At 44.7% G+C, this 20,394-nt stretch carries 17 protein-coding genes; 11 read left to right on the top strand and 6 right to left on the bottom strand.

The window, feature by feature from the left end:
- The first annotated feature begins 80 nt into the window (after positions 1-80).
- From G475_RS0122470 to G475_RS0122460, 3 genes are all read left to right on the top strand, one after another.
- On the top strand, positions 81-1,829 hold the full coding sequence (locus G475_RS0122470) for a sigma-54 interaction domain-containing protein (RefSeq protein ID WP_026703172.1): 1,749 nt from the start codon (positions 81-83) through the stop codon (positions 1,827-1,829).
- 92 nt (positions 1,830-1,921) lie between these two features.
- Positions 1,922-2,806: a dihydrodipicolinate synthase family protein gene (locus G475_RS0122465; RefSeq protein WP_026703171.1), complete on the top strand. Its 885-nt coding sequence runs from the start codon at positions 1,922-1,924 to the stop codon at positions 2,804-2,806.
- Positions 2,807-2,818: 12 nt separating this feature from the next.
- Positions 2,819-4,261 carry an aldehyde dehydrogenase family protein gene (locus G475_RS0122460; protein WP_156911864.1) on the top strand — a complete coding sequence of 481 codons (1,443 nt, stop codon included), beginning with the start codon at positions 2,819-2,821 and terminating at the stop codon, positions 4,259-4,261.
- A gap of 40 nt (positions 4,262-4,301) precedes the next feature.
- Here the strand turns inward: G475_RS0122460 and G475_RS0122455 are convergent, their stop codons facing one another.
- The 3 genes from G475_RS0122455 to G475_RS0122445 are packed head-to-tail and all read right to left on the bottom strand — an operon-like array spanning position 4,302 to position 6,123.
- A complete protein-coding gene (locus G475_RS0122455; protein ID WP_026703169.1) occupies positions 4,302-5,534 on the bottom strand; it encodes an NAD(P)/FAD-dependent oxidoreductase in 1,233 nt (410 codons plus the stop codon).
- Entirely contained in the window at positions 5,531-5,860 is a 330-nt protein-coding gene (locus G475_RS0122450) for a (2Fe-2S)-binding protein (protein WP_026703168.1), read from the bottom strand. The genes G475_RS0122455 and G475_RS0122450 overlap by 4 nt, the downstream gene beginning before the upstream one ends.
- The gene (locus tag G475_RS0122445; RefSeq protein ID WP_026703167.1) at positions 5,857-6,123 is read right to left on the bottom strand and encodes a (2Fe-2S)-binding protein; all 267 of its coding nucleotides are present in this window, start codon (positions 6,121-6,123) and stop codon (positions 5,857-5,859) included. Before G475_RS0122445 ends, G475_RS0122450 begins: the two co-directional genes overlap by 4 nt.
- 213 nt (positions 6,124-6,336) lie before the next feature.
- Here G475_RS0122445 and G475_RS0122440 point away from each other — a divergent pair, with 213 nt between their 5' ends.
- From G475_RS0122440 to G475_RS26090, 7 genes are all read left to right on the top strand, one after another.
- Positions 6,337-7,527 (top strand): NAD(P)/FAD-dependent oxidoreductase, encoded by a 1,191-nt coding sequence (locus G475_RS0122440; RefSeq protein ID WP_026703166.1) that lies wholly within the window; start codon positions 6,337-6,339, stop codon positions 7,525-7,527.
- Positions 7,524-8,549: a proline racemase family protein gene (locus G475_RS0122435; protein ID WP_026703165.1), complete on the top strand. Its 1,026-nt coding sequence runs from the start codon at positions 7,524-7,526 to the stop codon at positions 8,547-8,549. Before G475_RS0122440 ends, G475_RS0122435 begins: the two co-directional genes overlap by 4 nt.
- A gap of 32 nt (positions 8,550-8,581) precedes the next feature.
- Entirely contained in the window at positions 8,582-10,012 is a 1,431-nt protein-coding gene (gene nhaC, locus G475_RS0122430) for a Na+/H+ antiporter NhaC (RefSeq protein WP_026703164.1), read from the top strand.
- Positions 10,013-10,082: 70 nt separating this feature from the next.
- On the top strand, positions 10,083-11,195 hold the full coding sequence (locus G475_RS0122425) for a M24 family metallopeptidase (RefSeq protein WP_233275833.1): 1,113 nt from the start codon (positions 10,083-10,085) through the stop codon (positions 11,193-11,195).
- A gap of 25 nt (positions 11,196-11,220) precedes the next feature.
- Complete coding sequence (locus tag G475_RS0122420) at positions 11,221-13,260, top strand: hydantoinase/oxoprolinase family protein (protein ID WP_026703162.1); 2,040 nt, start codon at positions 11,221-11,223, stop codon at positions 13,258-13,260.
- Positions 13,257-14,993: a hydantoinase B/oxoprolinase family protein gene (locus tag G475_RS0122415; RefSeq protein ID WP_026703161.1), complete on the top strand. Its 1,737-nt coding sequence runs from the start codon at positions 13,257-13,259 to the stop codon at positions 14,991-14,993. Before G475_RS0122420 ends, G475_RS0122415 begins: the two co-directional genes overlap by 4 nt.
- Before the next feature lie 13 nt (positions 14,994-15,006).
- Entirely contained in the window at positions 15,007-16,362 is a 1,356-nt protein-coding gene (locus tag G475_RS26090) for a purine-cytosine permease family protein (RefSeq protein ID WP_051302834.1), read from the top strand.
- Between the two features lie 12 nt (positions 16,363-16,374).
- Here G475_RS26090 and G475_RS0122405 read toward each other — a convergent pair whose 3' ends face one another.
- Entirely contained in the window at positions 16,375-17,022 is a 648-nt protein-coding gene (locus tag G475_RS0122405; RefSeq protein WP_026703160.1) for a FusB/FusC family EF-G-binding protein, read from the bottom strand.
- Positions 17,023-17,165: 143 nt separating this feature from the next.
- On the opposite strand from G475_RS0122405, the gene G475_RS0122400 reads away from it, so the two are divergent.
- A complete protein-coding gene (locus G475_RS0122400; protein WP_026703159.1) occupies positions 17,166-18,218 on the top strand; it encodes a fatty acid desaturase family protein in 1,053 nt (350 codons plus the stop codon).
- Between the two features lie 154 nt (positions 18,219-18,372).
- Here the strand turns inward: G475_RS0122400 and G475_RS0122395 are convergent, their stop codons facing one another.
- Together G475_RS0122395 and G475_RS26085 are read right to left on the bottom strand one after the other, a co-directional pair.
- Positions 18,373-19,422 carry an NAD(P)/FAD-dependent oxidoreductase gene (locus G475_RS0122395; RefSeq protein WP_026703158.1) on the bottom strand — a complete coding sequence of 350 codons (1,050 nt, stop codon included), beginning with the start codon at positions 19,420-19,422 and terminating at the stop codon, positions 18,373-18,375.
- A gap of 320 nt (positions 19,423-19,742) precedes the next feature.
- Positions 19,743-20,300: a TraR/DksA C4-type zinc finger protein gene (locus G475_RS26085; protein ID WP_051302833.1), complete on the bottom strand. Its 558-nt coding sequence runs from the start codon at positions 20,298-20,300 to the stop codon at positions 19,743-19,745.
- Between the last annotated feature and the right edge of the window lie 94 nt (positions 20,301-20,394).

The following is a 20,394-nucleotide window of genomic DNA, read 5'->3' as shown; positions in this document are numbered from 1 at the left end:
AAAAATTCTAAAATATTTTACACTTTTCTATAACTACTGTAAAATTATCTAAACACTTATACAGAAGGAGCATCCTATCTATGCGGCATCATCTTCCTGAACTGCGGGAACTCGTTGATGAAAACGTGCAAATCTTCACGACTTGGGAAGACATTCGATCTGCTTTTCGTGAGGGACATTATCGGGAAATCATTTATTTTTATAATGAAACCTATTATGTATGTCTCTGCGGGGGCTCAACAAATGTACAGCTGACAAAGGAAATCATTTTGACTTTTTCTACAAAACTGCCTGTATTAACTTCGTCCGCTTCTTTAGAAGAACTTCTTTCTGTATGCAAAACATCGGAAAAAGCTGTGGTAATAAATAAGTTCGGCCAAACAGAAGGAATATTGGATATCAAACAGGCTCTCTTTGCTTTTCACCATTCCTACTCCTATCTGAAGGCATATTTCGATACGATGATAGACACAATGGATGCCTCTATTTCAATGATTGATGAACACGAACGGACCGTCGTCTGGACGTCCGGGGCGGAACAGATATTTTCCATTAAAAAAGAAGACATTCTGGGGAAGCCGATGACGGAATTTTTCCAGGAATCCATGTTAAAATGCCGAGATTCTCTCTATTCCGGAAAATCCTATCAACGATTTCAGCACCAGCCCCGCCCCGATTTATTTGTACTTATCAATGCCAAACCTATTTATTTACATGAAGACATCGTCGGAGCGGTTGCTGCTGAGGTGGATGTCACCAGTCATGTGCAGCTTCACCGGGAATTGTTTCAGGCGAACCAGAAAATCAGCGATTTGGAGCAGAAAATGCAGAATCTGAACGCTGAACCTGATCCCTTTATGATGATTAATGGCAATAGCAAGGAACTGGATGAGGTGAAAGAAAAAATTAAAAAGGTATCTTCTACGGAAGCAACGATCCTTATTTACGGAGAAACGGGGGTAGGGAAAGAGTTATTCGCTAAGGCCGTTCACCAAATCAGGGAACCAAAATCAGCTCCCTTTATTGCTATTAACTGCGGGGCCATTTCCCCGACCTTGTTTGAAAGTGAGCTGTTTGGGTATGAAAAGGGCGCTTTTTCCGGTGCCTTAAATAAAGGAAAGGCGGGAAAAATTGAGCTGGCTAAAGGCGGCACCCTGTTTCTTGATGAAATCGGAGAACTTCCGTTTGACATGCAGGTGAAATTTTTAAGAGTGCTGCAGGAAAATTATTATTTTCCCGTAGGCGGAACAAAAGAGTTAAAAGTAGACTGCCGTATTGTGGCAGCCACTAACAAGAATCTTGAAAAGTTAGTGGATGATGGCAGGTTCCGGGAAGATCTGTATTACCGGCTCAACACCATTCCATTAACGATACCGCCGCTGCGGGAACGTCGGGATGATATTGTAGACATCGCTCATTTATACCTGTATGAAATAGCCAGTAAATATCAGCGGCAGATCGAACTGATCTCCCCGGAAGCTATGCAGCTGTTAATGGAATATTCCTGGCCCGGTAACATAAGAGAACTGAAAAATGTGATCGAGCACATTGTCGTATTCAGCTCCAATCAAGTCGTCGAACCAAGAGATCTTCCTGACCGGCTGCACCAGAATCCTGGACCTACCTCTCCTTCTATGGAAGAAAACAGCAAAGCACCTTCAGTTCCTCTGCTGTCCCTGAAGGAAGAAATGGAACGACATGAAAAATCGATTATCCGCAAAGCTCTCGAAAAAGAACAGGGCAGCCGCAACATGGCTGCGAAAACACTGGGGGTCTCCAGGGCCACCCTGTACAATAAATTAAACCGGCATCATCTGGAACATTTATAATACACATAGATCGAGCCGCATCTGTCCTACAGATGTGGCATCATTTTTGCATTAAAAATAGGCAGACCCATTATAGAAAGGATGAGAAAGGGATGGCTTATTTCGACGGAGTATATATTGCCTTGATTACTCCTTTTGACGAGAATCAAGAAGTCGATTATCAACGACTGCAGACATTCTGCAAATGGTTAATTGATCAGGGGGTGGATGGTTTAATTCCGGGAGGATCACTTGGCGAGTACGCCACCCTCGAAGAAACAGAACGGGTTAAGGTGGTTGAAACAGTAATTGAAGCTGCTGCCGGCCGTGTCCCTGTTATGGTGGGGACCGGCGCTCCTTCAACCAGGCAGGTGACGAAGTGGGCCCGCCACGCCAAAGATGCAGGAGCGGCCGGCCTGATGGCACTTCCGCCCATCAACTATAACCCGATGAAACACGAAATACTCGCTCACTATGAAGCCCTGTCTGATGTCGGCCTGCCCGTTATAGCCTATAACAATCCTCACGATTACCCGACAGATCTCACACCGGAATTGCTGAAAGAAATCGGTCAATTTGAAAATATTGTTGGGGTTAAGGAATTTTCCGGTGACGTCCGGCGCGTGCACGACATCTTAGAAAAAACAAATCTGGAGGTAATGATCGGCGTAGATGATTTAGCCTTTGAAGGAGCGTTATCCGGAGCCACCGGCTGGATTTCAGGCGTCCCCAATGCCCTGCCAGTGGAAGGCTGCGAGCTATTCCACTATGGCAGAAAAGGGGAAATCGAAAAAGGGCTGGCTCTGTATCGAAAATTATTGCCGTTGTTTCATTATGATGCCAATCCGCAGCTCGTTCAGTCCATCAAATACATGGCAAAACTTGCCGGACAGGACTGCGGCCCGACACGCCCGCCGCGTCTGCCGCTCCCGGATGACTACTATGCCTCCATCAAAGCAGATTTCCATTATGCAAAAGGAACAACCATCTCTCAGTAAGGAGGTTTCTTAATGATTACAGCCGTCAGTATAATAAACGGAAAAGAAATGCAGGAAACCGTTGGTGAAAAACAAGTATGGAACCCGTCCGATCTCACCAGCCAAGTAGGAACCATCATGTACAGTCCAAAAGAATCAGTAAGGAAGGCGGAACAGGCTGCCGTTTCTGCCCAGAAAGAATGGGGCGCAAAAACTGGCGCGCAAAAAAGCCAGCTGCTCTATCAACTGGCGGATGCCATCAGTACCCATGCCGCGGAAATCGCTGCAGCCGGAAGTGACGAAATGGGAAAGCCGATCACGGAAATGAAAGGAGAGGTACAGCGGGCTGTTCAACTTTTCAAATATTACGCGGCGGAAGGTGTCCGTCCCGATGGAGATACGATACCATCCAGCGCCCCGCACGTGCTCCAATATGCAAAACGTGTCCCACTGGGTGTTGTCGGCGTGATTACCCCATGGAACTTCCCGGCAGCGATCCCTGTATGGAAAATAGCCCCGGCCTTGATTTGTGGGAACGCTGTAATCTGGAAGCCGGCAGAAAACGCATCATTAACTGCATATAAAATGATGGAAGTGTTTAAAGAAGCCGGAGTGCCGGATGGTCTGATTAATCTCCTTATCGGCCGAGGCCGGGAAGTTGGGCAGCACCTCCTGGAGGAGGCCTCCATAGATGCCCTCAGCTTCACCGGCTCTACCGAGGTTGGCAGAAAGGCAGCGAAAACGTGCGCAGCACGCAATATTAAGTATCAAACAGAAATGGGCGGGAAAAATCCAGCGATTGTATTAAAAGATGCAGATATGAAAAAAACAGCTGCAGCCCTTCTCAGTGGCGCCTTCCGTTCTGCCGGGCAGAAATGTACCGCCACCAGCCGGGTCATTGTGGAAGAGGGTGTAAAAGAAAAACTGAAAGAAGCTCTGCTTCAGGAAATGCAGCATGTGCAGGTTAAACCAGCCCGAGAGGAAGAAGCCTATTCCGGCCCTGTGGCTTCAAAGGAACAGTTTGAAAAGGTCAGGCATTACCACGCGCTCGCCAAAAAAGATGGAAACGTGATCGCAGAAGCAGATATTCCAAGCCAGCACGGCTACTTTATTTCTCCGCTTATTGTAGAAGCCATCGACACCAGTCATGAGCTCTGGCGGGAGGAAACATTTGGTCCTATTATCGTGCTTGTTTCGGCGTCGGATACCCACGAGGCCATTTCCCTTAGCAATGATACAGTATTTGGTTTAAGCGCTTCTGTTTTCACCAACAATCTATCAGAAGCCCACCGCTTCCTCGAGGAAACAAATGCCGGTATGGTGCGGGTCAACCAGGAAACCGCCGGTGTCGAATATCAGGCTCCTTTTGGAGGCATGAAAGAATCCAGTTCCCATACGAGAGAACAGGGACAGGCGGCCCTGTCTTTCTACAGTGAAACCAAGACCTGCGCTGTCAACTACGGATGGCAGCTGTAAAAAAGGGCAGCCCCTGTCTTGCAGGGACTGCCCTTTTTATCTATTCCTTTGCCGCTGCTGATTCTTTGACATAATTCTGCCACAGCTCGTGCATTTTTTCTCTTCCCTTTTTAACCTCCGGGTGAAACTGAATGAGCGCTTCCGCCCTGATCCGTTTTTCATTTTGCACACTCTGGTGCAGTTTCTCCTCTATGTCCCTGGAAGTACCGTTTACAGCTTTCCCCATTGATAAGCCAGCCGTTTCCCCTTGGACCATCGCTATTTTCGCCGATTCAATCCCGGTAATATTTCCTGCAACAAACAATCCCTCCACCGGCGTATGCATCGTTTGGTTGTGAAGCGGGATATGTCCGCCCAGTTCCGGAATAAGATAAAACGGACAGCCTGCCACCGCTGCCAGTTCCACCAGGGGATATAATCCGCCGGAAATACAGACAAAATCCACCTCTTTCCTGTACTGCTCCTCTTCCTTAATAATTCCTTCCGCGTTGATGGACGAAATAAATCCGCCCTTCACCTCGTTCTCCCCAATAATCTTTGTGACCGTTTTATCAAAATGAATGGGAATGCCCCAGACAGACAACCCTTTTTTGGGATAAAATTGAATAGCTTTCTGCCTCGTCCATTGGTTCACCAGAAATCTGCTTCCCACCCTCAGGAGAAAGGAAGGAGCCAAATGGGCCATGCGCTGCATACCGGCGAGTATCTGTTCAGGAGTTTCCATCTGCCGGAACTTCTTTTCATAGGGAGGAATATAAATACCTTCTATCTCCACGCCGGCGAGCTGCAGTTCTCTTGCGATTGCCATCGTCAACGGATTAATCCCTATAATGATTCCTTTATTGCCCGGTGTCACCCGGTGCACATTCGTCATGACCTGCGCAGCTCCAATAGACATGACGCCCGGCAGAGTCCATCCGCTTATCGGAAGCGGTGTTTCAGCCGCGCCGGCAGCAAGCAGTAAGCAGCGTGATTCCCAGGTTCCTTCCGATGTTTCTGTCACCCACCGGTTTTCCTTTTCGATATGATAAACGGTTGTTCCTAAACGTATATGGACCCCGCTGTTTACCGCGTCCTCATATAATCGATCAGCTTCCTCAATCCCGTTCCACCATACTCCTTTCTTCTCTTCATGCAGCTGGCCAAGCAGGCGTCCTCCCGGTTTCATGAATTCATCCAATACTGTCACACGCAAACCGCAGCGGGCTGATTGAATTGCCGCGCTTAAACCGGCAGGCCCTGCGCCGATAATAACGACTTCCGCTTCGTTCATCTTTCCCTCCCCCCTTCCTGAAAAGGGCGGGGAAGCTGCTGCTGCCGGTATACCCGCATCCCGCTGCAGACTTCGGTCATACATGCCCGCACTCCGGTCTTTCCGTCCACCTCGACCCTGCATTCAAAACAGTGGCCGATGTTACAGTAAATCCCCCGAGGTGATCCCGAAGCTTCATGATATCTTAAGGTCCGTATGTTATTGGCAAGCAAGGCAGCCGCAATCGTTTCCCCGCTTCGTGCTGTCATTTTTGTATCGTCCAGGAAAAACTCGATACATTTTTTCTCCGTTCGGCCTAACACAGGATGATCGGTAATTCTATTCATTTATTTTTTCCTCCTTCATCAAACCTCATAGGGCGTACCGGAGGCTGATATTTTAACGGAATATTTTCATAAACTTTCTCTTTGCTTTCCTCTGCTGCATCTTCTATTAAAAAACGACAGGTTCTTCCGCCGCATATTCCCATTCCAGCACGTGTCCGAAGTTTTAATTCCCGTGCCGAACAGTGGTAGGAGTCTGCTGTAGTTATTAATTCTTCATAGGTTACTTCTTCACATCGGCAAATGATCGTCTCTCGATCCATCATAATGAGTTCCTCCTTTCCTTCTTTATATATGCAAAAATCCAGCCAACATTTTAAACGGGTTCCCCGCTGTCTCCTCTTCCAATTGTCTAAATTTTTAGACTCACTTTCTAAACTTCTTGACAGTTTTTACTTCTGCTTTTGAAGATGAGTACGTTTTCCATGGTTGGCATATTGTTTGCATTTAAGAAGGAAAGAAGCAGAAAGGGGGTTCCTATGAAAACAAGTTGCGAAGTTCTGATTATTGGAGGAGGGATAATTGGCAGTGCGATAGCTTACTACACAGCGAAAACCGGTCATGATGTCATGTTGATAGACAAAGGAGAATTTGCCGCAGGCACCTCATCTAAATGTGACGGTAATATCCTTGCCATCGATAAAGACCCAGGGTTTGACAGCAAAATGTCCCTGGTCAGCCAGCAACTGGTTCATGAGCTGCAGGAAGAACTAACAATCCCCTTTGAATACAGAAATCCGGGCAGTATTTTAGTTTGTGAAACAGAGGAAGAAATGGAAGCCGCGCAAAAATGGGTGACCCAGCAGAAACGGGAGGGGCTTCCTTTCCGAATGCTGGATCGGCAGGATCTGAAGCAGGAATCAAAGTATTTTGCGGATGATCTCCCGGGAGGATTGGAATGTGAAAGTGACGCCACCGTCAACCCTTATTTGATGACCTATTCCCTCATTCATGGTGCCGAAAAGCATGGAGCTGTTTTTCATGCTCATACCGAAGTGACAAATCTCACCTTCCTGCAGGAGGAATATCAGTATAAGGTAGAAACCGGCAGGGGGCGGATATACGCCGATAAAGTCGTCAATGCCGCAGGAGTATGGGCGCCCTTCATCGGTAACTTGCTGGATGAGACAATGGATATTCCCATTCATCCCAGAAAGGGACATATTATTGTCGCGTCCCGCGAAATGCCGGTCGGGATGCGGAAAGTAATGGAGTTCGGGTATTTAATTTCAAAATTCGGAGGGGAACGCACAGTAGATGAAGAAACAGACAGGAATGGCGCCGCCCTTGTATTCGAACCCACGGTGAGCCAGAATTTTCTTATCGGCAGCAGCCGGGAATTCAATGGATTTGATACAAAAGTTAATTTCAGGGTGGTTCAAAATATCGCCAGGCGCGCGGCCCGTTTTTATCCAGAATTGAAAGACATGCTCATGATTCGAAGTTATGCAGGTTTGCGCCCCTGGACCCCCGATCATCTGCCTATCGTCTCTGAAGCAGTGGACTATCCAGGGTTTTATGTGGCAGCGGGACATGAAGGGGATGGCATCAGCCTGGCTGCTGTAACCGGAAAACTGATTCAGGAATTGATAGAGGAGGCACCGGAAACCATCATTCCCACTACCCCATTATCCCTGCAGCGATTTCAACAAAAGGAGGTCCATCCATGAACACCAGGCATATATTTCACACGATCGATACGCATACCGGGGGGAATCCAACAAGGACTATTGTCAGCGGCATTCCATTATTACAGGGGACTACGATCGAAGAAAAAATGCTCGATATGAAAAAGAATCATGACTGGATCCGTAAGCTATTAATGTTTGAGCCGAGAGGCCACGATGTCATGTCCGGGGCCGTGCTGCTCGAAGCCTGCCACCCTGATGCTGATGTAGGAGTCATCTATATAGAAACCGGCGGATACCTCCCAATGTGCGGGCACGATACCATTGGATTCTGTACCGCATTAATAGAATCCGGAAAAATCGAGGCCGTGGAACCTATCACCACCCTGACGCTGGAAACCCCCGCCGGACTGGTGAAGGTAGACATACAGGTGGAAAACGGACGCGCCCAGGAGGTCTCCTTTACCAATGTTCCTTCTTTCTTTCTTCAAACCATCCAGATCGAAGACGAAGCGGCGGATACGACGGTTTCCTGCGATATTGCCTACGGGGGAAACTTTTACGGCATTATCGATGCCCGGCCGTTGGGTCTGGAGCTTCACCCGGAAAATGCTCCGCGCATCATAAAGAAAGCAGTCAGCCTGCGAGAGAAAATAAACGAAAATCACACGATCCAACATCCAGAAAAACCCTTTATCAAAGGGTTGACCCACATTGAATTTTTCAGCCAGGCAGAAGCCCCTGAGGCTTCTATTAAAAACACGGTCGTTGTCCCTCCCGGTGGAATAGACCGTTCGCCGTGCGGTACCGGAACCTCCGCAAAGCTGGCAGCATTGTATGCAAAAAAAGAAATAGAAAAAAACGAACGATTTGGACATGAAAGCATTGTAGGAAGTGTGTTTCAAGGAGAAGTCACAGATGAAATTCAGATGGAAACAGGGACAGCTGTTGAAACCAGGATCACCGGATCAGCCTGGATCACCGGCATGCACCAGTTTTTTATCGATCCAAAAGATCCACTGGAGGAAGGATTTCTGTTGATCCCGGAAATGGAAGAACATTAAAAATTTTAAATATTAAAAAGGGTGGTTATTTTATGACAAAAGATCCTCGTCTCCCGACAGCCGCAGAAGTGGTTGGGGTTCTTATTCTCTTTATTATTATTATGTTCAGTTTCATTAATATATTGGAACTGCCGATTCAACTGGCCCTCTTCACGTCGTGGTTTATGGTGATCGGACTTGGGATATGGCTTGGTTTTCATTATAAAAAACTCCAGGAAGGCCTGCTGCAGGGGATTTCCAACGGAATGGAAGCTGTCCTGATATTGATTACCGTCGGAGCTCTTATCGGAACCTGGGTCGCCGGCGGCATCGTCCCAAGCATTATCTATTACGGTCTGGCAGTTATAAACCCGAGCATATTTTTATTCGCCACCGTGCTTATATGTACTTTGACCTCCTTAGCGACCGGCACCTCTTTTGGTACTGTAGGAACAGCCGGGATTGCCATGATCGGAATAGGACAGGGATTTGGTATTCCACTGCCGCTGGTCGCCGGGGCTGTTATTTCCGGTGCCTACGTCGGAGATAAATTGTCTCCGTTATCCGATACGACGGTGATGACCTCTTCGTTAACCAAAGTAAATATTATTGAACACATTAAATCCATGCTCCGGGTGAGTACTCCTGCTTTCATCATAGCTTGTCTGTTATTTTTACTGGTGGGTTTCTTCTATGTAGGAGCCAATGTTGACCTTACCCAGGCCGAAACAGCGATGGCAGCGCTGCGGGAGCAGTTTAACATTGCCTGGTATATGCTCATCCCTCCTGTGATCGTTATTGTGCTGCTCGCCATGAAACAACCGTCTATCCCCACTATCACGTTTGGAGCATTGTTGGGGGCAGTCTGGGGGTTTGCCTTTCAGGGGCTGCCATTTCTTGATGCGATTCAAACTTCTTATGCCGGCTATTCCATCGATTCCGGGGTAGAATTTATGGATACGCTGTTGAACACCGGCGGAATGGTATCGATGCTTGAGGTCATCCTTCTGATACTGCTGGCCCTTGGGCTGGGCGGATTAATGGAAGTGACAGGAATTTTGCAGGTGATTTGCACGACACTGCTGAACTGGGCAGATAACGCCGGCAAAGTTACACTATCTACTATAATTGCTGCCTTTTTCGGGAACTTTTTCGGCGGGGCCGCGTATGTATCCGTTATTACCGGGAGCAAAATCACAGAAGAAAACTACGACCGCCTGAATATTGACCGGCGGGTACTGTCAAGAAATACGGAAGCCGGCGGAACGATCACGACACCAATGGTCCCCTGGTCGGACGGCGGTGTATTCATGGCCACCACGCTGGGAGTATCCACCATGGCTTATCTCCCCTTTTTATGGTTTCACTTCCTCGTCATCATCATCACGCTTATCTATGGTTTTACAGGTAAATTCATCTGGTACACAGCAGATGATTCTGATTCCGAAAATTATGACAATGAAAAAAATGTAGCTCAAGTGTAATATTTTTGAGTAAGTTCCCTACACGTTTAACTATATTTACATCAGCCTGCATAAATAAAAGAGGTGTTAAATGATGGTTTCAGAATATGAATCGAGATTAGCTCAGTTGAAACAAAAATTAGATGAAAATAATGTGAATCTAAGCTTTATAACTTCACCAGTCAACATTTATTACCTTACAGGTTTCTACTCAGAGCCCCATGAACGTTTGCTGGCATTAGTGATTGATCGAACTTCTGAGGAGGATTCATTGTATGTCCCATCCTTAGATTTTGAAGCCGCACGAGAAAATGAAACAATCCATTCCATTATTCCTATTTCTGACGACGAATCTCCTTTTTCCGTTATCGAACAAAATAACCAAACTTTTGCAAATCAAATTGGAATTGAAAAAAAAGAATTAAATGTGGAACGATATGAGAATTTAATAAAAATTTATCCACATGGCCAATTCATAAATATTGAAAAGATATTAACCTCATTGCGCCTTCGAAAATCTGATTCAGAAATAAAGCAAGTAAAACAGGCTATTAAAGTGATTGAAAACGTATTAGAAGAGGGTCTTAAAAAAGTATCAATAGGCATGACAGAAAATGAGCTCGTGGCAGAGTTTGAATATTTGATGCGATTGAAAGGAGCAGAGGCCCCTGCTTTTTCAACCATTGTACTCGCTGGTTCAAATTCCTCCCTCCCGCATGGTACTCCTGGTGATAATCCAATACAAAGGGGCTGCCCGTTATTAGTGGATATGGGAGTAAAAGTGGGGGGATATTGTTCTGATATTTCCAGAACCTTTTTTATTGGCGAAGAAAGCAAAGAAATGAAAAACATTTATAACACAGTTCTGAAAGCTAATGAACTGGCGATCAATGCGGTAGAGGTCAACCAATCTTTAGGAAACATTGATAAAGCAGCCCGGAATCACATCCATGCGTGCGGATATGGAGACTATTTTAATAACCGAGTGGGACATGGTCTTGGCCTGGAAGTTCATGAAGCCCCCTCTATTCATGAACAAAATCAAGAAAAAATGGAAACAGGGATGGTATTTACTATTGAACCTGGAATATATATTCCTTCCCTGGGCGGAGTAAGAATCGAAGATGACGTGTACGTAAAGGCCAATGGGGACATTGAGATTTTAACAACATTTCCAAAAGATCTTATCACATTAAATAAGTGATTTACCACAAGGAGGGACCAAAACGATGAGTAGGTACCGTATAGCAGCTGATATCGGAGGCACTTTTACTGACGTTGTTTTATATGACAAACAAACAGGCAAGTACCAAACAGCTAAATCTCCTTCCACCCCTGAGGACCTGTCTTTGGGTGTTCTTAATGGAGTCAATAAGCTTATTTCCAATTTAAAAGATGTGGACTTTTTTGTTCATGGGACGACTGCCGGATTAAATGCATTTCTAGAAAGAAAAGGAGCTGACATGTCTTTAATTTTGACAAAAGGATTTAAGGACATATACGAAATCGGCAGGGCTAATCGGCCGGAAATCTATAATATTCAATATCGACAGCCAAAACGATTAATTGAAAGACGCGATGTGTTTGAAGTAAATGAAAGAATGTTAGCCGATGGCAGTGTCGACACTCCCTTGAATGAGGAAGAAGTGTTGAAAATAATAGATACAATTACAGAACGCGGATTGAATTCCGTATCGATTTGTTTGCTGCATGCTTACAATAACCCTGAACATGAAAAACAAATAAGACATTGGATAAACGAATATCTGCCTCATGTTTCCGTATCTTTATCCCATGAAATTGTCAGAGAATGGCGGGAGTACGAAAGAACAAGCACAACGATCATCAATGCATATATAGCCCCGATAGTTGAAAGGTATCTAAAGAAACTCGATGATGAAACGAAAAAAAAGGATTTAGATTCGGAACTTTATATCATGCAATCTAATGGAGGTGTAATGACTGCGGAAATCGCAAAAAAAATACCTATTCAAACGATGATGTCCGGTCCTGTAGGAGGAACCATCGGCGGAACAGAAATAGGCCAAACTAATAAACTGCAACACCTTATATGTGTCGATATGGGGGGAACAAGCTTCGATGTAAGCATGATAGTAAATGGCCAGCCGGATGTCACATCAGAAGCGAAGCTGGAAAAATTCCCTATCATGACTCCGATGGTAAATATTCATACGATTGGGGCTGGAGGCGGTTCGATTGCCTGGGTTGAAGGCGGCGGTTTAAGAGTCGGTCCTGAAAGTGCGGGTTCCAATCCCGGTCCGGCCTGTTATGGTAATAACGGCAAAGAAGCAACGGTGACTGATGCCAATCTGGTACTTGGAAGAATCGATTCAGAAGGATTTTCCAGCAGCGATATGCAGTTGGATTACAGAAGTGCTTACAACGTTATCGAAAAAGTGGCTGAGAAATTAGACTTAAGCGTGGTTGAAACTGCCGAAGGTATTTGCGATATAGCTAACGCCAAAATGGCAGACGCTATTCGTACATTGACCATTAGTAAAGGAATCGATCCCCGGGACTTTGCATTGGTAGCTTTTGGCGGCGCCGGACCCATGCATGCAATGTTCATTGCGGAAAAACTTGGGATAAATAAAATTATGATACCTTCCATGGCCGGAACTTTTTCAGCTTGGGGAATGCTGCAAACGGATATTCGCCATGATGATGTAAGAACTTACGTTTCCACAATGGAAGAGTGTGACAACGGGATAATGAATCGACTATATCACGAAATGAAAACAGACACGGATAAAATTCTCAATCAACAAAAAATTAGTGAAAAAGACAGGGTTTTTACCTATTTATCCGATCTTAGATATGCTGGTCAGGAATATACGGTAACGGTCCCCCTAAGTTCTAATGAAGTAACAAACCAAAACCTTAAACATTTAATAACAGATTTTCACGAAAAACATTTAAATATATATGGTCATAATAACCCCGAAGGCCAGGTGGAAATCGTAAATCTTCGACTGACTGGCAAGGGATTGTTAAAGAAGGAACAACGAAGTAAGGGAATAGACAATAAGAACGGGAGGGCCAGCTCCCCGAGGTCAAAACCCGTCATTTGGAAGTCTGTAGAAAAAGAAACCACGATTTATTCCATTTTCGATTTAACTCCAAATAAATCGGCACTCGGTCCAATGATTATTGAAACATCAAGTTCTACCGTAGTAGTTCCTGAAGACTTCAACGTGGTGCTTGATAGTTCTGGAAGTCTTGAAATTACAAGGAGGAATCATACATGAATCAAATATTCTCAGAAAACCCAGTAACAACCGAGATTATTCGCAACGCCTTTGTTTCAGCTGCGGAAGAAATGAATGAAAGTTTAGCGAGAAGTTCTTTTTCCCCTATCATTTATGAAATGAAAGATTGTAGTGTAGGCATTTTTAATGAAAAGGCTGAACTGTTAGGTCAATCTTCCGGGCTTCCAATGTTTTTAGGGAATTTGGACGAATGTATTAAACTCACCAGCGAATATATAGGAGGAGAAGAAAATTACAAGCCAGGAGATATCTATTTAATGAATGATTCCTATCTGGCAGGTACCCACCTAAATGATATAACAATAATATCCCCTATTTTTTACCACAATAAAATTGTTGGATTTTCTGCCACGCGTGCCCATTGGATGGATGTCGGCGCAAAAGATCCGGGTTCTTCGATGAATGCCACCGAAATATATCAAGAAGGGATACGGATCCCCCCTACAAGAATTTATGAACAGGGGCGCCCTAGAAAAGATGTCATTGACCTTATTACGATGAATGGACGATTTCAAGAATCATCGCTGGGAGATTTGAATGCCCAAATAGCTGCATGTAAAACAGGAGAAAAACGGTACGTTGAAATTATTGAAAATCACGGTTTGACGACCGTAAACAATGCAGTGCTCGACATCTTTAAACAGTCAGAAATGATTGATCGGGAAAATATTGCCAGCATACCTGATGGGATTTATGAAGAGAAAGGTTATTTAGACAATGATGGGGTAAGTGATGAACCTGTTCTTATAAAAGTAAAACTAACCATTTATGGAGAAAATCTGGACATTAATTTAACTGGAACCAGCTTACAACGTCAAGGGATGACAAACTGCGGAAAAGCACAGACCATATCTGCCTGCCGTGTGGCCTTCAAACATTTAATTGGTTCAAAGACTCCGGTTACTGGTGGAAACTTTAAAACAATGAATATTTTTGTCCCAGATAAAACAATATTGAGTGCACAAGAACCAGCGGCTTGTGGATGGTATTTTTCCTCGCTAGGTTTATTAATAGACCTGATTATAAAAGCACTATCAAATGTTTTACAGGATCAATGTGCTGCTGCCCATTATGGAGATTCAATGGTTATTAATTTGTCTGGATTTGATTCTAAAGAACATAAACCATTTTTATACGTGGAACCCACCGCGGGGGGCTGGGGTGGATTTTCAGCAAATGACGGGCAGTCCGGACTGATAAATAATGCGAATGGTGATTTTAAAAATATGCCTGTAGAAGTATTAGAATCTAAATACCCTTTAAAAGTAAATACGTACAGTTTGCGCCAAAATTCAGGAGGAGCTGGAAAAAATCGAGGGGGCTTAGGAATATTAAAAGAATATGAAATATGCACGGATAACGTATTACTTAATTTATGGTTTGAACGCTCTTTAACGCCCGCATGGGGGCTCTTTAATGGAGAAGCGGGCGCTCCTCCAAACGTTACTGTACAAAAAGTAGAGTCAAGTCAATCAATGCTAAAAACAAACGGTTATTTATTGAACAAGGGGGATAAAGTGAAGGTGGAAACTGGCGGGGGCGGTGGTTTTGGTCATCCATTTGATCGTTCTCCAAATACCGTGCTCGATGATGTGAAAGACGGTTACATTGATGTAGAAGAAGCTTTTCAGAAATATGGAGTTGTTCTTAATGAAAAACTGGACCTTGATGAGGAACAAACCCATTACCATAGGCAAACAAATTTAAAATAAGAGGTGACGTACTATGAGTAACATGGATAATGATACGGTGTTCACTCCAGTACCAGAGTCAGAAAGAAGTCATTGGTTAGGTCCGGCTACCGTTTTTGGCGGTCTGGAATTTGCGGTTCCAGTGATTATGGTCGGAGCTACATTAGCCGGAAGCTTCGGACTTCTTGAAGTCTTTTTTATTCTTTTGGTCGGGTTGGTTGTGGTCCAATGGATAGGAAATGCCTTACAGGGGTATTTGGGAGCTAAAACAGGCCGTCCCGCCTCTGTTATTGCCAGAACAAGCTTCGGAGCGATTCAAGCTAGATTTATCGTTGGATTGGCACTTGTTGTATTAAACATGGGTTGGTTTGGTATAAATACAGCTACAGCAGGCAATGCGATATCTGCGGTAGTAGGAATCGATTATAATGAACAATGGTTGATATGGTCTGTACTTACATTAATCGCAGGAGTAATATTCTCCTTACCAGCTGTCATTGGCTATAGTTCCATGAAATGGACAGATTATTTTGCCGTCCCTGCCGGATTAATTTTAATAGGATCAGGAGTCTATTTTGCTCTCAGCACCACGGGATGGGAAGGAATATTTTCCTGGAACCCTGATTCCTCAATGACTATTTATGGAGGGATTAGTCTTGTACTTGGTGCGAATGTTGCCCAATGGCTGATAGCCTCCGACTATACCAGATACTCAAGGCCTACAATTAAAGATCAGTCATTAATTCCCTTAGGTATAGTAGTCATTGGTTTGTTTTTCTTTTTCACTGGCGCTGTTATGTCTGTTGGCATTGGAGAGGCAGACATCGTTAATGTCATGCAAGAACTAGGATTTCCTTTCTGGGGATTTATTATATTATTTGTGGCACTATGGACAAGTCAATTGGTGGCTAGTTATTCCATAGGTCTGGCAGCAGCAAATATGTTCAATATCAACTCCGGAAAAGGAAGAGCGATATTAACATTAATTGGTTCCTTATTCGGGGTATTACTGGCGTTAATTGGGATATTAAATTTCTTTCAAGCGTTTCTCATCATATTAGCAGTCATTTATCCGGCTATAGCAGGAATTATGTTTGCTGATTTTTTCTTCATACGCAAACAAACATGGGTGGATAAACAGGGATGGAATTGGATAGCTACCTTAAGCATGGTAATCGGTGTTGGCGTTGGCTATTTAACACAATATACCTTTCCTATAGGTATTCCCGCCATACAATCATTATTAATATCTATGGTTGTTTATATTGCTGCAATGAAAATTCAGGCTAAAATAAAACCAAATCACTTTTCAGAATTAAGCAACTCTTTTGAAAAGGAAATTGACAAACCAGTATATATAACTAAAACAGGAGAAAAGGGAAGACATTAAAATCTTCCCTTTTCACACCACTCTCCTTACAAAATGCTCGAGTCGGGAGACGTCGGTGATGTTTTTATTGCATTGCCCGCTGTCGATGCAAATATGCTGGCCGATGGCCCGGTAGAATTCCGGATTGCCTTCATCTGTATCATTCGTTTCAAAACTAACCAGCGTGACCGGCATTAATTCCTGGCAGAAAAAGCAGTAGTCCCGTTTTTTGGAGGGAGTGTAGCGTCCTTCCAGGCCAATGAGTTTCCCATCGAGTTCATACACTATAAACTTTTTTCGATGGCCGGGATCATTCCAGCCTAGATACGTTCTCTGGGAAAAATCAACAGCTTCCAAATCAGGGAGCTGCATTTTTTTGTGGTGGGGAAATAATTGCCGGACCTGTTCTTTGTCCAGTGAAGGAAATGGTTGAACATACGGGTAGACGGAGCCAATGAACGCTTCTACCCCAATACTTGTAGTGACCTCTGAAATGGGTTCAATGACAGCCGCTTCCTCTTCCTTTAATGCAGAAAAAGCATCCTTCACATGGTCGGCTGCCTGTCCTTTTACGGCCTGCATGACATTGGAATCTTCGACATCTCTGAAACAATGTTGAATATACCTGCCTTGATTCTTTATCACATTTAAGTGGTGATTCCGAATGAAAGGTTCCGTCATGTATTCGTCTCCTTCCTAATTTTCCGCTAGTAGATTTATAGATCTTTTCTCGTTTATCAAGATCAGACAATAATATCCATTGCTTTTTCGGCTGGATGTCTGTAAGGTTGAGAGGCATCCATAATAATGAAGGGGGCTTTACCATGAGTGACTTGGAAAAGTTCGCCGTTTATGCTAAGCAGGTAAAAAAACATTTACCAAAAGAAGCATTCAAACCAGCACCAGCCCGTTTACTTGGCGGTTTAGCATATTTGATTGTCGTTGCCGTTTGTTTTCTGATGATAGGGTTGTTCCCTATTCACCCTATCGTTAATCTTATCTTTTCTTTCGTTATTGGAGCAAGTTTCGCGGCTTTAGGGTTTCTCGGTCATGAAATTCTGCATGGCACCGTTATTCGTAAGGCATGGCTGCGGGACATACTGGGAGCCATCGCATTTTGGCCGCTTAGTGTCAGCCCAAAAATTTGGAGAAAATGGCACAACCTTACTCATCACGTCCACACCCAGCACGAGGACCACGACCCGGACGCCTGGCCGACATTGGAGAAAATATCAAGAATGAAAGGGTTCCGAAACGTCTACCGCCTCCCTTTGTTTATCCGAGCCTTTTTTGCGTTCGCGTCGTTGAGTATCCAGTTTTCCGTTCATTCTCTGAAAATGCTGGGGATCTATTTAAAAGAATTTAAACCCCGCAAGCAGCCGGAAGTTTTATTACAAACTATTGTACCATGGGCAAGCTGGATCAGCTTACTTTTTTTCATAGGGTTTGAGAATTGGCTGTTTGCCTTCCTGCTTCCGCTATTGATTGCGAACTTTATCGTGATGGCTTATATCTCTACCAACCACCGCCTCAATCCTCTCGTTCCCGTTAATGACCCCCTTGCAAACAGTCTGACGGTGACTGTTCCAAAATGGGTCGATGTGCTGCATTTTAATTTCTCCTATCACACGGAACATCATTTGTTTCCCGGCATGAGTTCAAAATATTACCCGCTGGTCAAGGAACAGATAAAAAAAATGTGGCCGGATCGATATCATGAAATGCCGATGAGCCGGGCATTGAAAGCACTATGGCAAACGCCGCGTGTTTATTTTAATCAAAACGAATTAGTGGAACCTTACAGTAATCAATCGTACGGCTCCCTCGGAAACGGGCTCAATCCCAAAAAAGTTAAAAGTCGTCCTTGGAGGAAGTAAGAAAGACGGATCTTGGGGAAAAACGCCTGAGATCCGTCTTTTTGGGTTTGGAGGGATTACAGCAAAGAGGAGAGCAGCTTCCTTTCTTCTTATACTTTTCAACATAATAAAATAAGCGGACAAGAGGGAGACCCCTGTTGTCCGCTTGTTTTTACTATCGCATCTTCTGCTTCATTAATTGTTTATTCCGTTCCTTGAATCGTTCATTGTGGGAAGAGATCATTCCTACCGCAGCAGCATCCGGCCGGACAAACTGTTTTGCTTTATTGACGGCATTCGCTGCATCCTGAAAAGCGCCGGCAATCAGATTCAATTTGCCATCATGTTTTAAAATGTCCCCGGCTGCATACAAACCAGCAACGGAGGCTTCACTATTGGCATTTCCCGAGACAAAGTAATCATCAATCATATCTATGTTCAATTGGCTGTTCTCGAGCAGATCCGCGTCTCTTTCGTACCCGTGATTCACGATCACATCATCGATAGGAAGGATAGAGGTTTCCCCGGTTTCATGGTTCAACAGCTCGACGCATTCAATCGCTTCCTGGGATGGATCAGCATGCAGCCTGCTGATGGATGTATGAAAAAAACAATCTGCCGAACTGTTCAAAAGCTGGGAAATCTGGGCTTCATGGCCCTTTAAATCTCCTTTTCGGTAAGTAAGATAGACTTTTTCTGCCAACGGCTCCAATTCATTGGCCCAGTCTATGGCAGAATTGCCGCCGCCCGAAATAACGACTGTTTTTCCTTGAAAGCGTTCAAGTGACTTGACGGTATAATGAAGGTTGGAAACCTCAAATTTCTCGGCTCCTTCAATATCCAGCTTCTGCGGATTCAATATACCGCTGCCCACAGTTACAATCACCGTTTTTGAATAATGTTTCCCGCCGGAAGAGGTCTGGAGGACAAAATGGCCGGCTCGATTTTTGGTCATTGTCTCCACTTTTTCATTGAGGACGGTTTCCGGAGAAAAGGTCATCCCTTGTTCCACCATTTGTTCTATTAGTTTTGCTCCTGGCGTCGGAGCAAGCCCCCCTACATCCCATATCATCTTTTCAGGATATACATGAACTTTCCCGCCCAGGTACGGCTGGTATTCTATGATTTTTGTCTTCATCTCACGCAGTCCGCTGTAAAAAGCCGAATACAGCCCTGCCGGTCCGCCTCCGATAATCGTTACGTCAAACAGTTCTTCATCCTTCATGGGTGAGCCCTCCCGTTCCATTTAATTCCTACCTTCATTCTACCGAAATTGAAAATCATTATCAATGATAAAATAAATGGGCGATAGAGAGCATTTGAATCAGCCATTTTCTCCTCCCTTCTGTCCTCAGGAGAACGTTGTCTATTGGCATGAAGAAAAGCACAAGCGCCCTTCTGCTACGAACACCGCTCCTGCGTCCTGCAGGCTTTTCTGTGGACCTCGCGCGCTTCGGGACGCCAGAGCTGGATCTCAAAAACGCCAAATTATCCACTTTCCAATCTTAAAAAAATGCTCCCCGCTTTCAGGAAGCATTTCTTCTGTCAGGCTTTATCCGGCCCATTATTTGTTTCATGGTAAACGCGCTCTTCCTCCGGCACGTCAGACGGCGTCTGGGAGGTGCCATGGCCGCTTATGGATTCCCAGGTATCTTCTTTGTCATAAATGACTTCTTCTTCATTGCCGCGGTCGGCGCCGATGCCGGGATCAAGCACATCTTCCTCCGCTGTTTCCACGTCATCCTGAACGTCTGCTTCCGCGTGATCTGTACAGCGCAGGGTTTCCGGAACCAATTCCAGGCGTTCATATGGAATCTCTTTTCCACAGACTTCGCAGATGCCGTACGTTCCATTTTTGATAGCTTGGAGCGCTTTCTCAATTTGTTCGTTCTGTGCTTGGGCCTGATTATTCAGCGCCGCATCCGTCTCCCTTTCGGAAAGCTCGGTTGCCCGGTCCGCCGGATGATTGTCATAACTTGATAATTCGCCCGTGCCTTCTTCGGGAACAGATTCACTGTTTTCGCCCTGCAGCACTTTTTCGTTTTCCATCTTTTGCTCGTTCAGCTTTTCATTTAATCTATTTATTTGAGCTTCTGTAAGCATCGTACCGTCCTCCTTATAAAGAGCCTTCTTAGTTTTCATTCACATAAACAGCCAAAACTAAACATAGAAAAACCCGGGTTGTCTTTATCCCGGG

Origin of the sequence: Salibacterium aidingense DSM 18341 (assembly GCF_000429685.1) — a bacterium.
Classification (GTDB): Bacteria; Bacillota; Bacilli; order Bacillales; family Marinococcaceae; genus Salibacterium; species Salibacterium aidingense.
The sequence above is the reverse complement of the archived record's forward strand: the minus strand, read 5'-3'. Positions and strand labels throughout refer to the sequence as shown.

Coding starts and splice junctions, on each gene's coding strand:
- G475_RS0122455 (WP_026703169.1), bottom strand. CDS start 5,534: ATGAACGAAGCGGAAGTCGTTATTATCGGCGCAGGGCCTGCCGGTTTA.
- G475_RS26085 (WP_051302833.1), bottom strand. CDS start 20,300: ATGCTTACAGAAGCTCAAATAAATAGATTAAATGAAAAGCTGAACGAG.
- G475_RS0122440 (WP_026703166.1), top strand. CDS start 6,337: ATGAAAACAAGTTGCGAAGTTCTGATTATTGGAGGAGGGATAATTGGC.
- nhaC (WP_026703164.1), top strand. CDS start 8,582: ATGACAAAAGATCCTCGTCTCCCGACAGCCGCAGAAGTGGTTGGGGTT.
- G475_RS0122470 (WP_026703172.1), top strand. CDS start 81: ATGCGGCATCATCTTCCTGAACTGCGGGAACTCGTTGATGAAAACGTG.
- G475_RS0122415 (WP_026703161.1), top strand. CDS start 13,257: ATGAATCAAATATTCTCAGAAAACCCAGTAACAACCGAGATTATTCGC.
- G475_RS26090 (WP_051302834.1), top strand. CDS start 15,007: ATGAGTAACATGGATAATGATACGGTGTTCACTCCAGTACCAGAGTCA.
- G475_RS0122435 (WP_026703165.1), top strand. CDS start 7,524: ATGAACACCAGGCATATATTTCACACGATCGATACGCATACCGGGGGG.
- G475_RS0122400 (WP_026703159.1), top strand. CDS start 17,166: ATGAGTGACTTGGAAAAGTTCGCCGTTTATGCTAAGCAGGTAAAAAAA.
- G475_RS0122450 (WP_026703168.1), bottom strand. CDS start 5,860: ATGAATAGAATTACCGATCATCCTGTGTTAGGCCGAACGGAGAAAAAA.
- G475_RS0122420 (WP_026703162.1), top strand. CDS start 11,221: ATGAGTAGGTACCGTATAGCAGCTGATATCGGAGGCACTTTTACTGAC.
- G475_RS0122405 (WP_026703160.1), bottom strand. CDS start 17,022: ATGACGGAACCTTTCATTCGGAATCACCACTTAAATGTGATAAAGAAT.
- G475_RS0122445 (WP_026703167.1), bottom strand. CDS start 6,123: ATGATGGATCGAGAGACGATCATTTGCCGATGTGAAGAAGTAACCTAT.
- G475_RS0122460 (WP_156911864.1), top strand. CDS start 2,819: ATGATTACAGCCGTCAGTATAATAAACGGAAAAGAAATGCAGGAAACC.
- G475_RS0122425 (WP_233275833.1), top strand. CDS start 10,083: ATGATGGTTTCAGAATATGAATCGAGATTAGCTCAGTTGAAACAAAAA.
- G475_RS0122395 (WP_026703158.1), bottom strand. CDS start 19,422: ATGAAGGATGAAGAACTGTTTGACGTAACGATTATCGGAGGCGGACCG.
- G475_RS0122465 (WP_026703171.1), top strand. CDS start 1,922: ATGGCTTATTTCGACGGAGTATATATTGCCTTGATTACTCCTTTTGAC.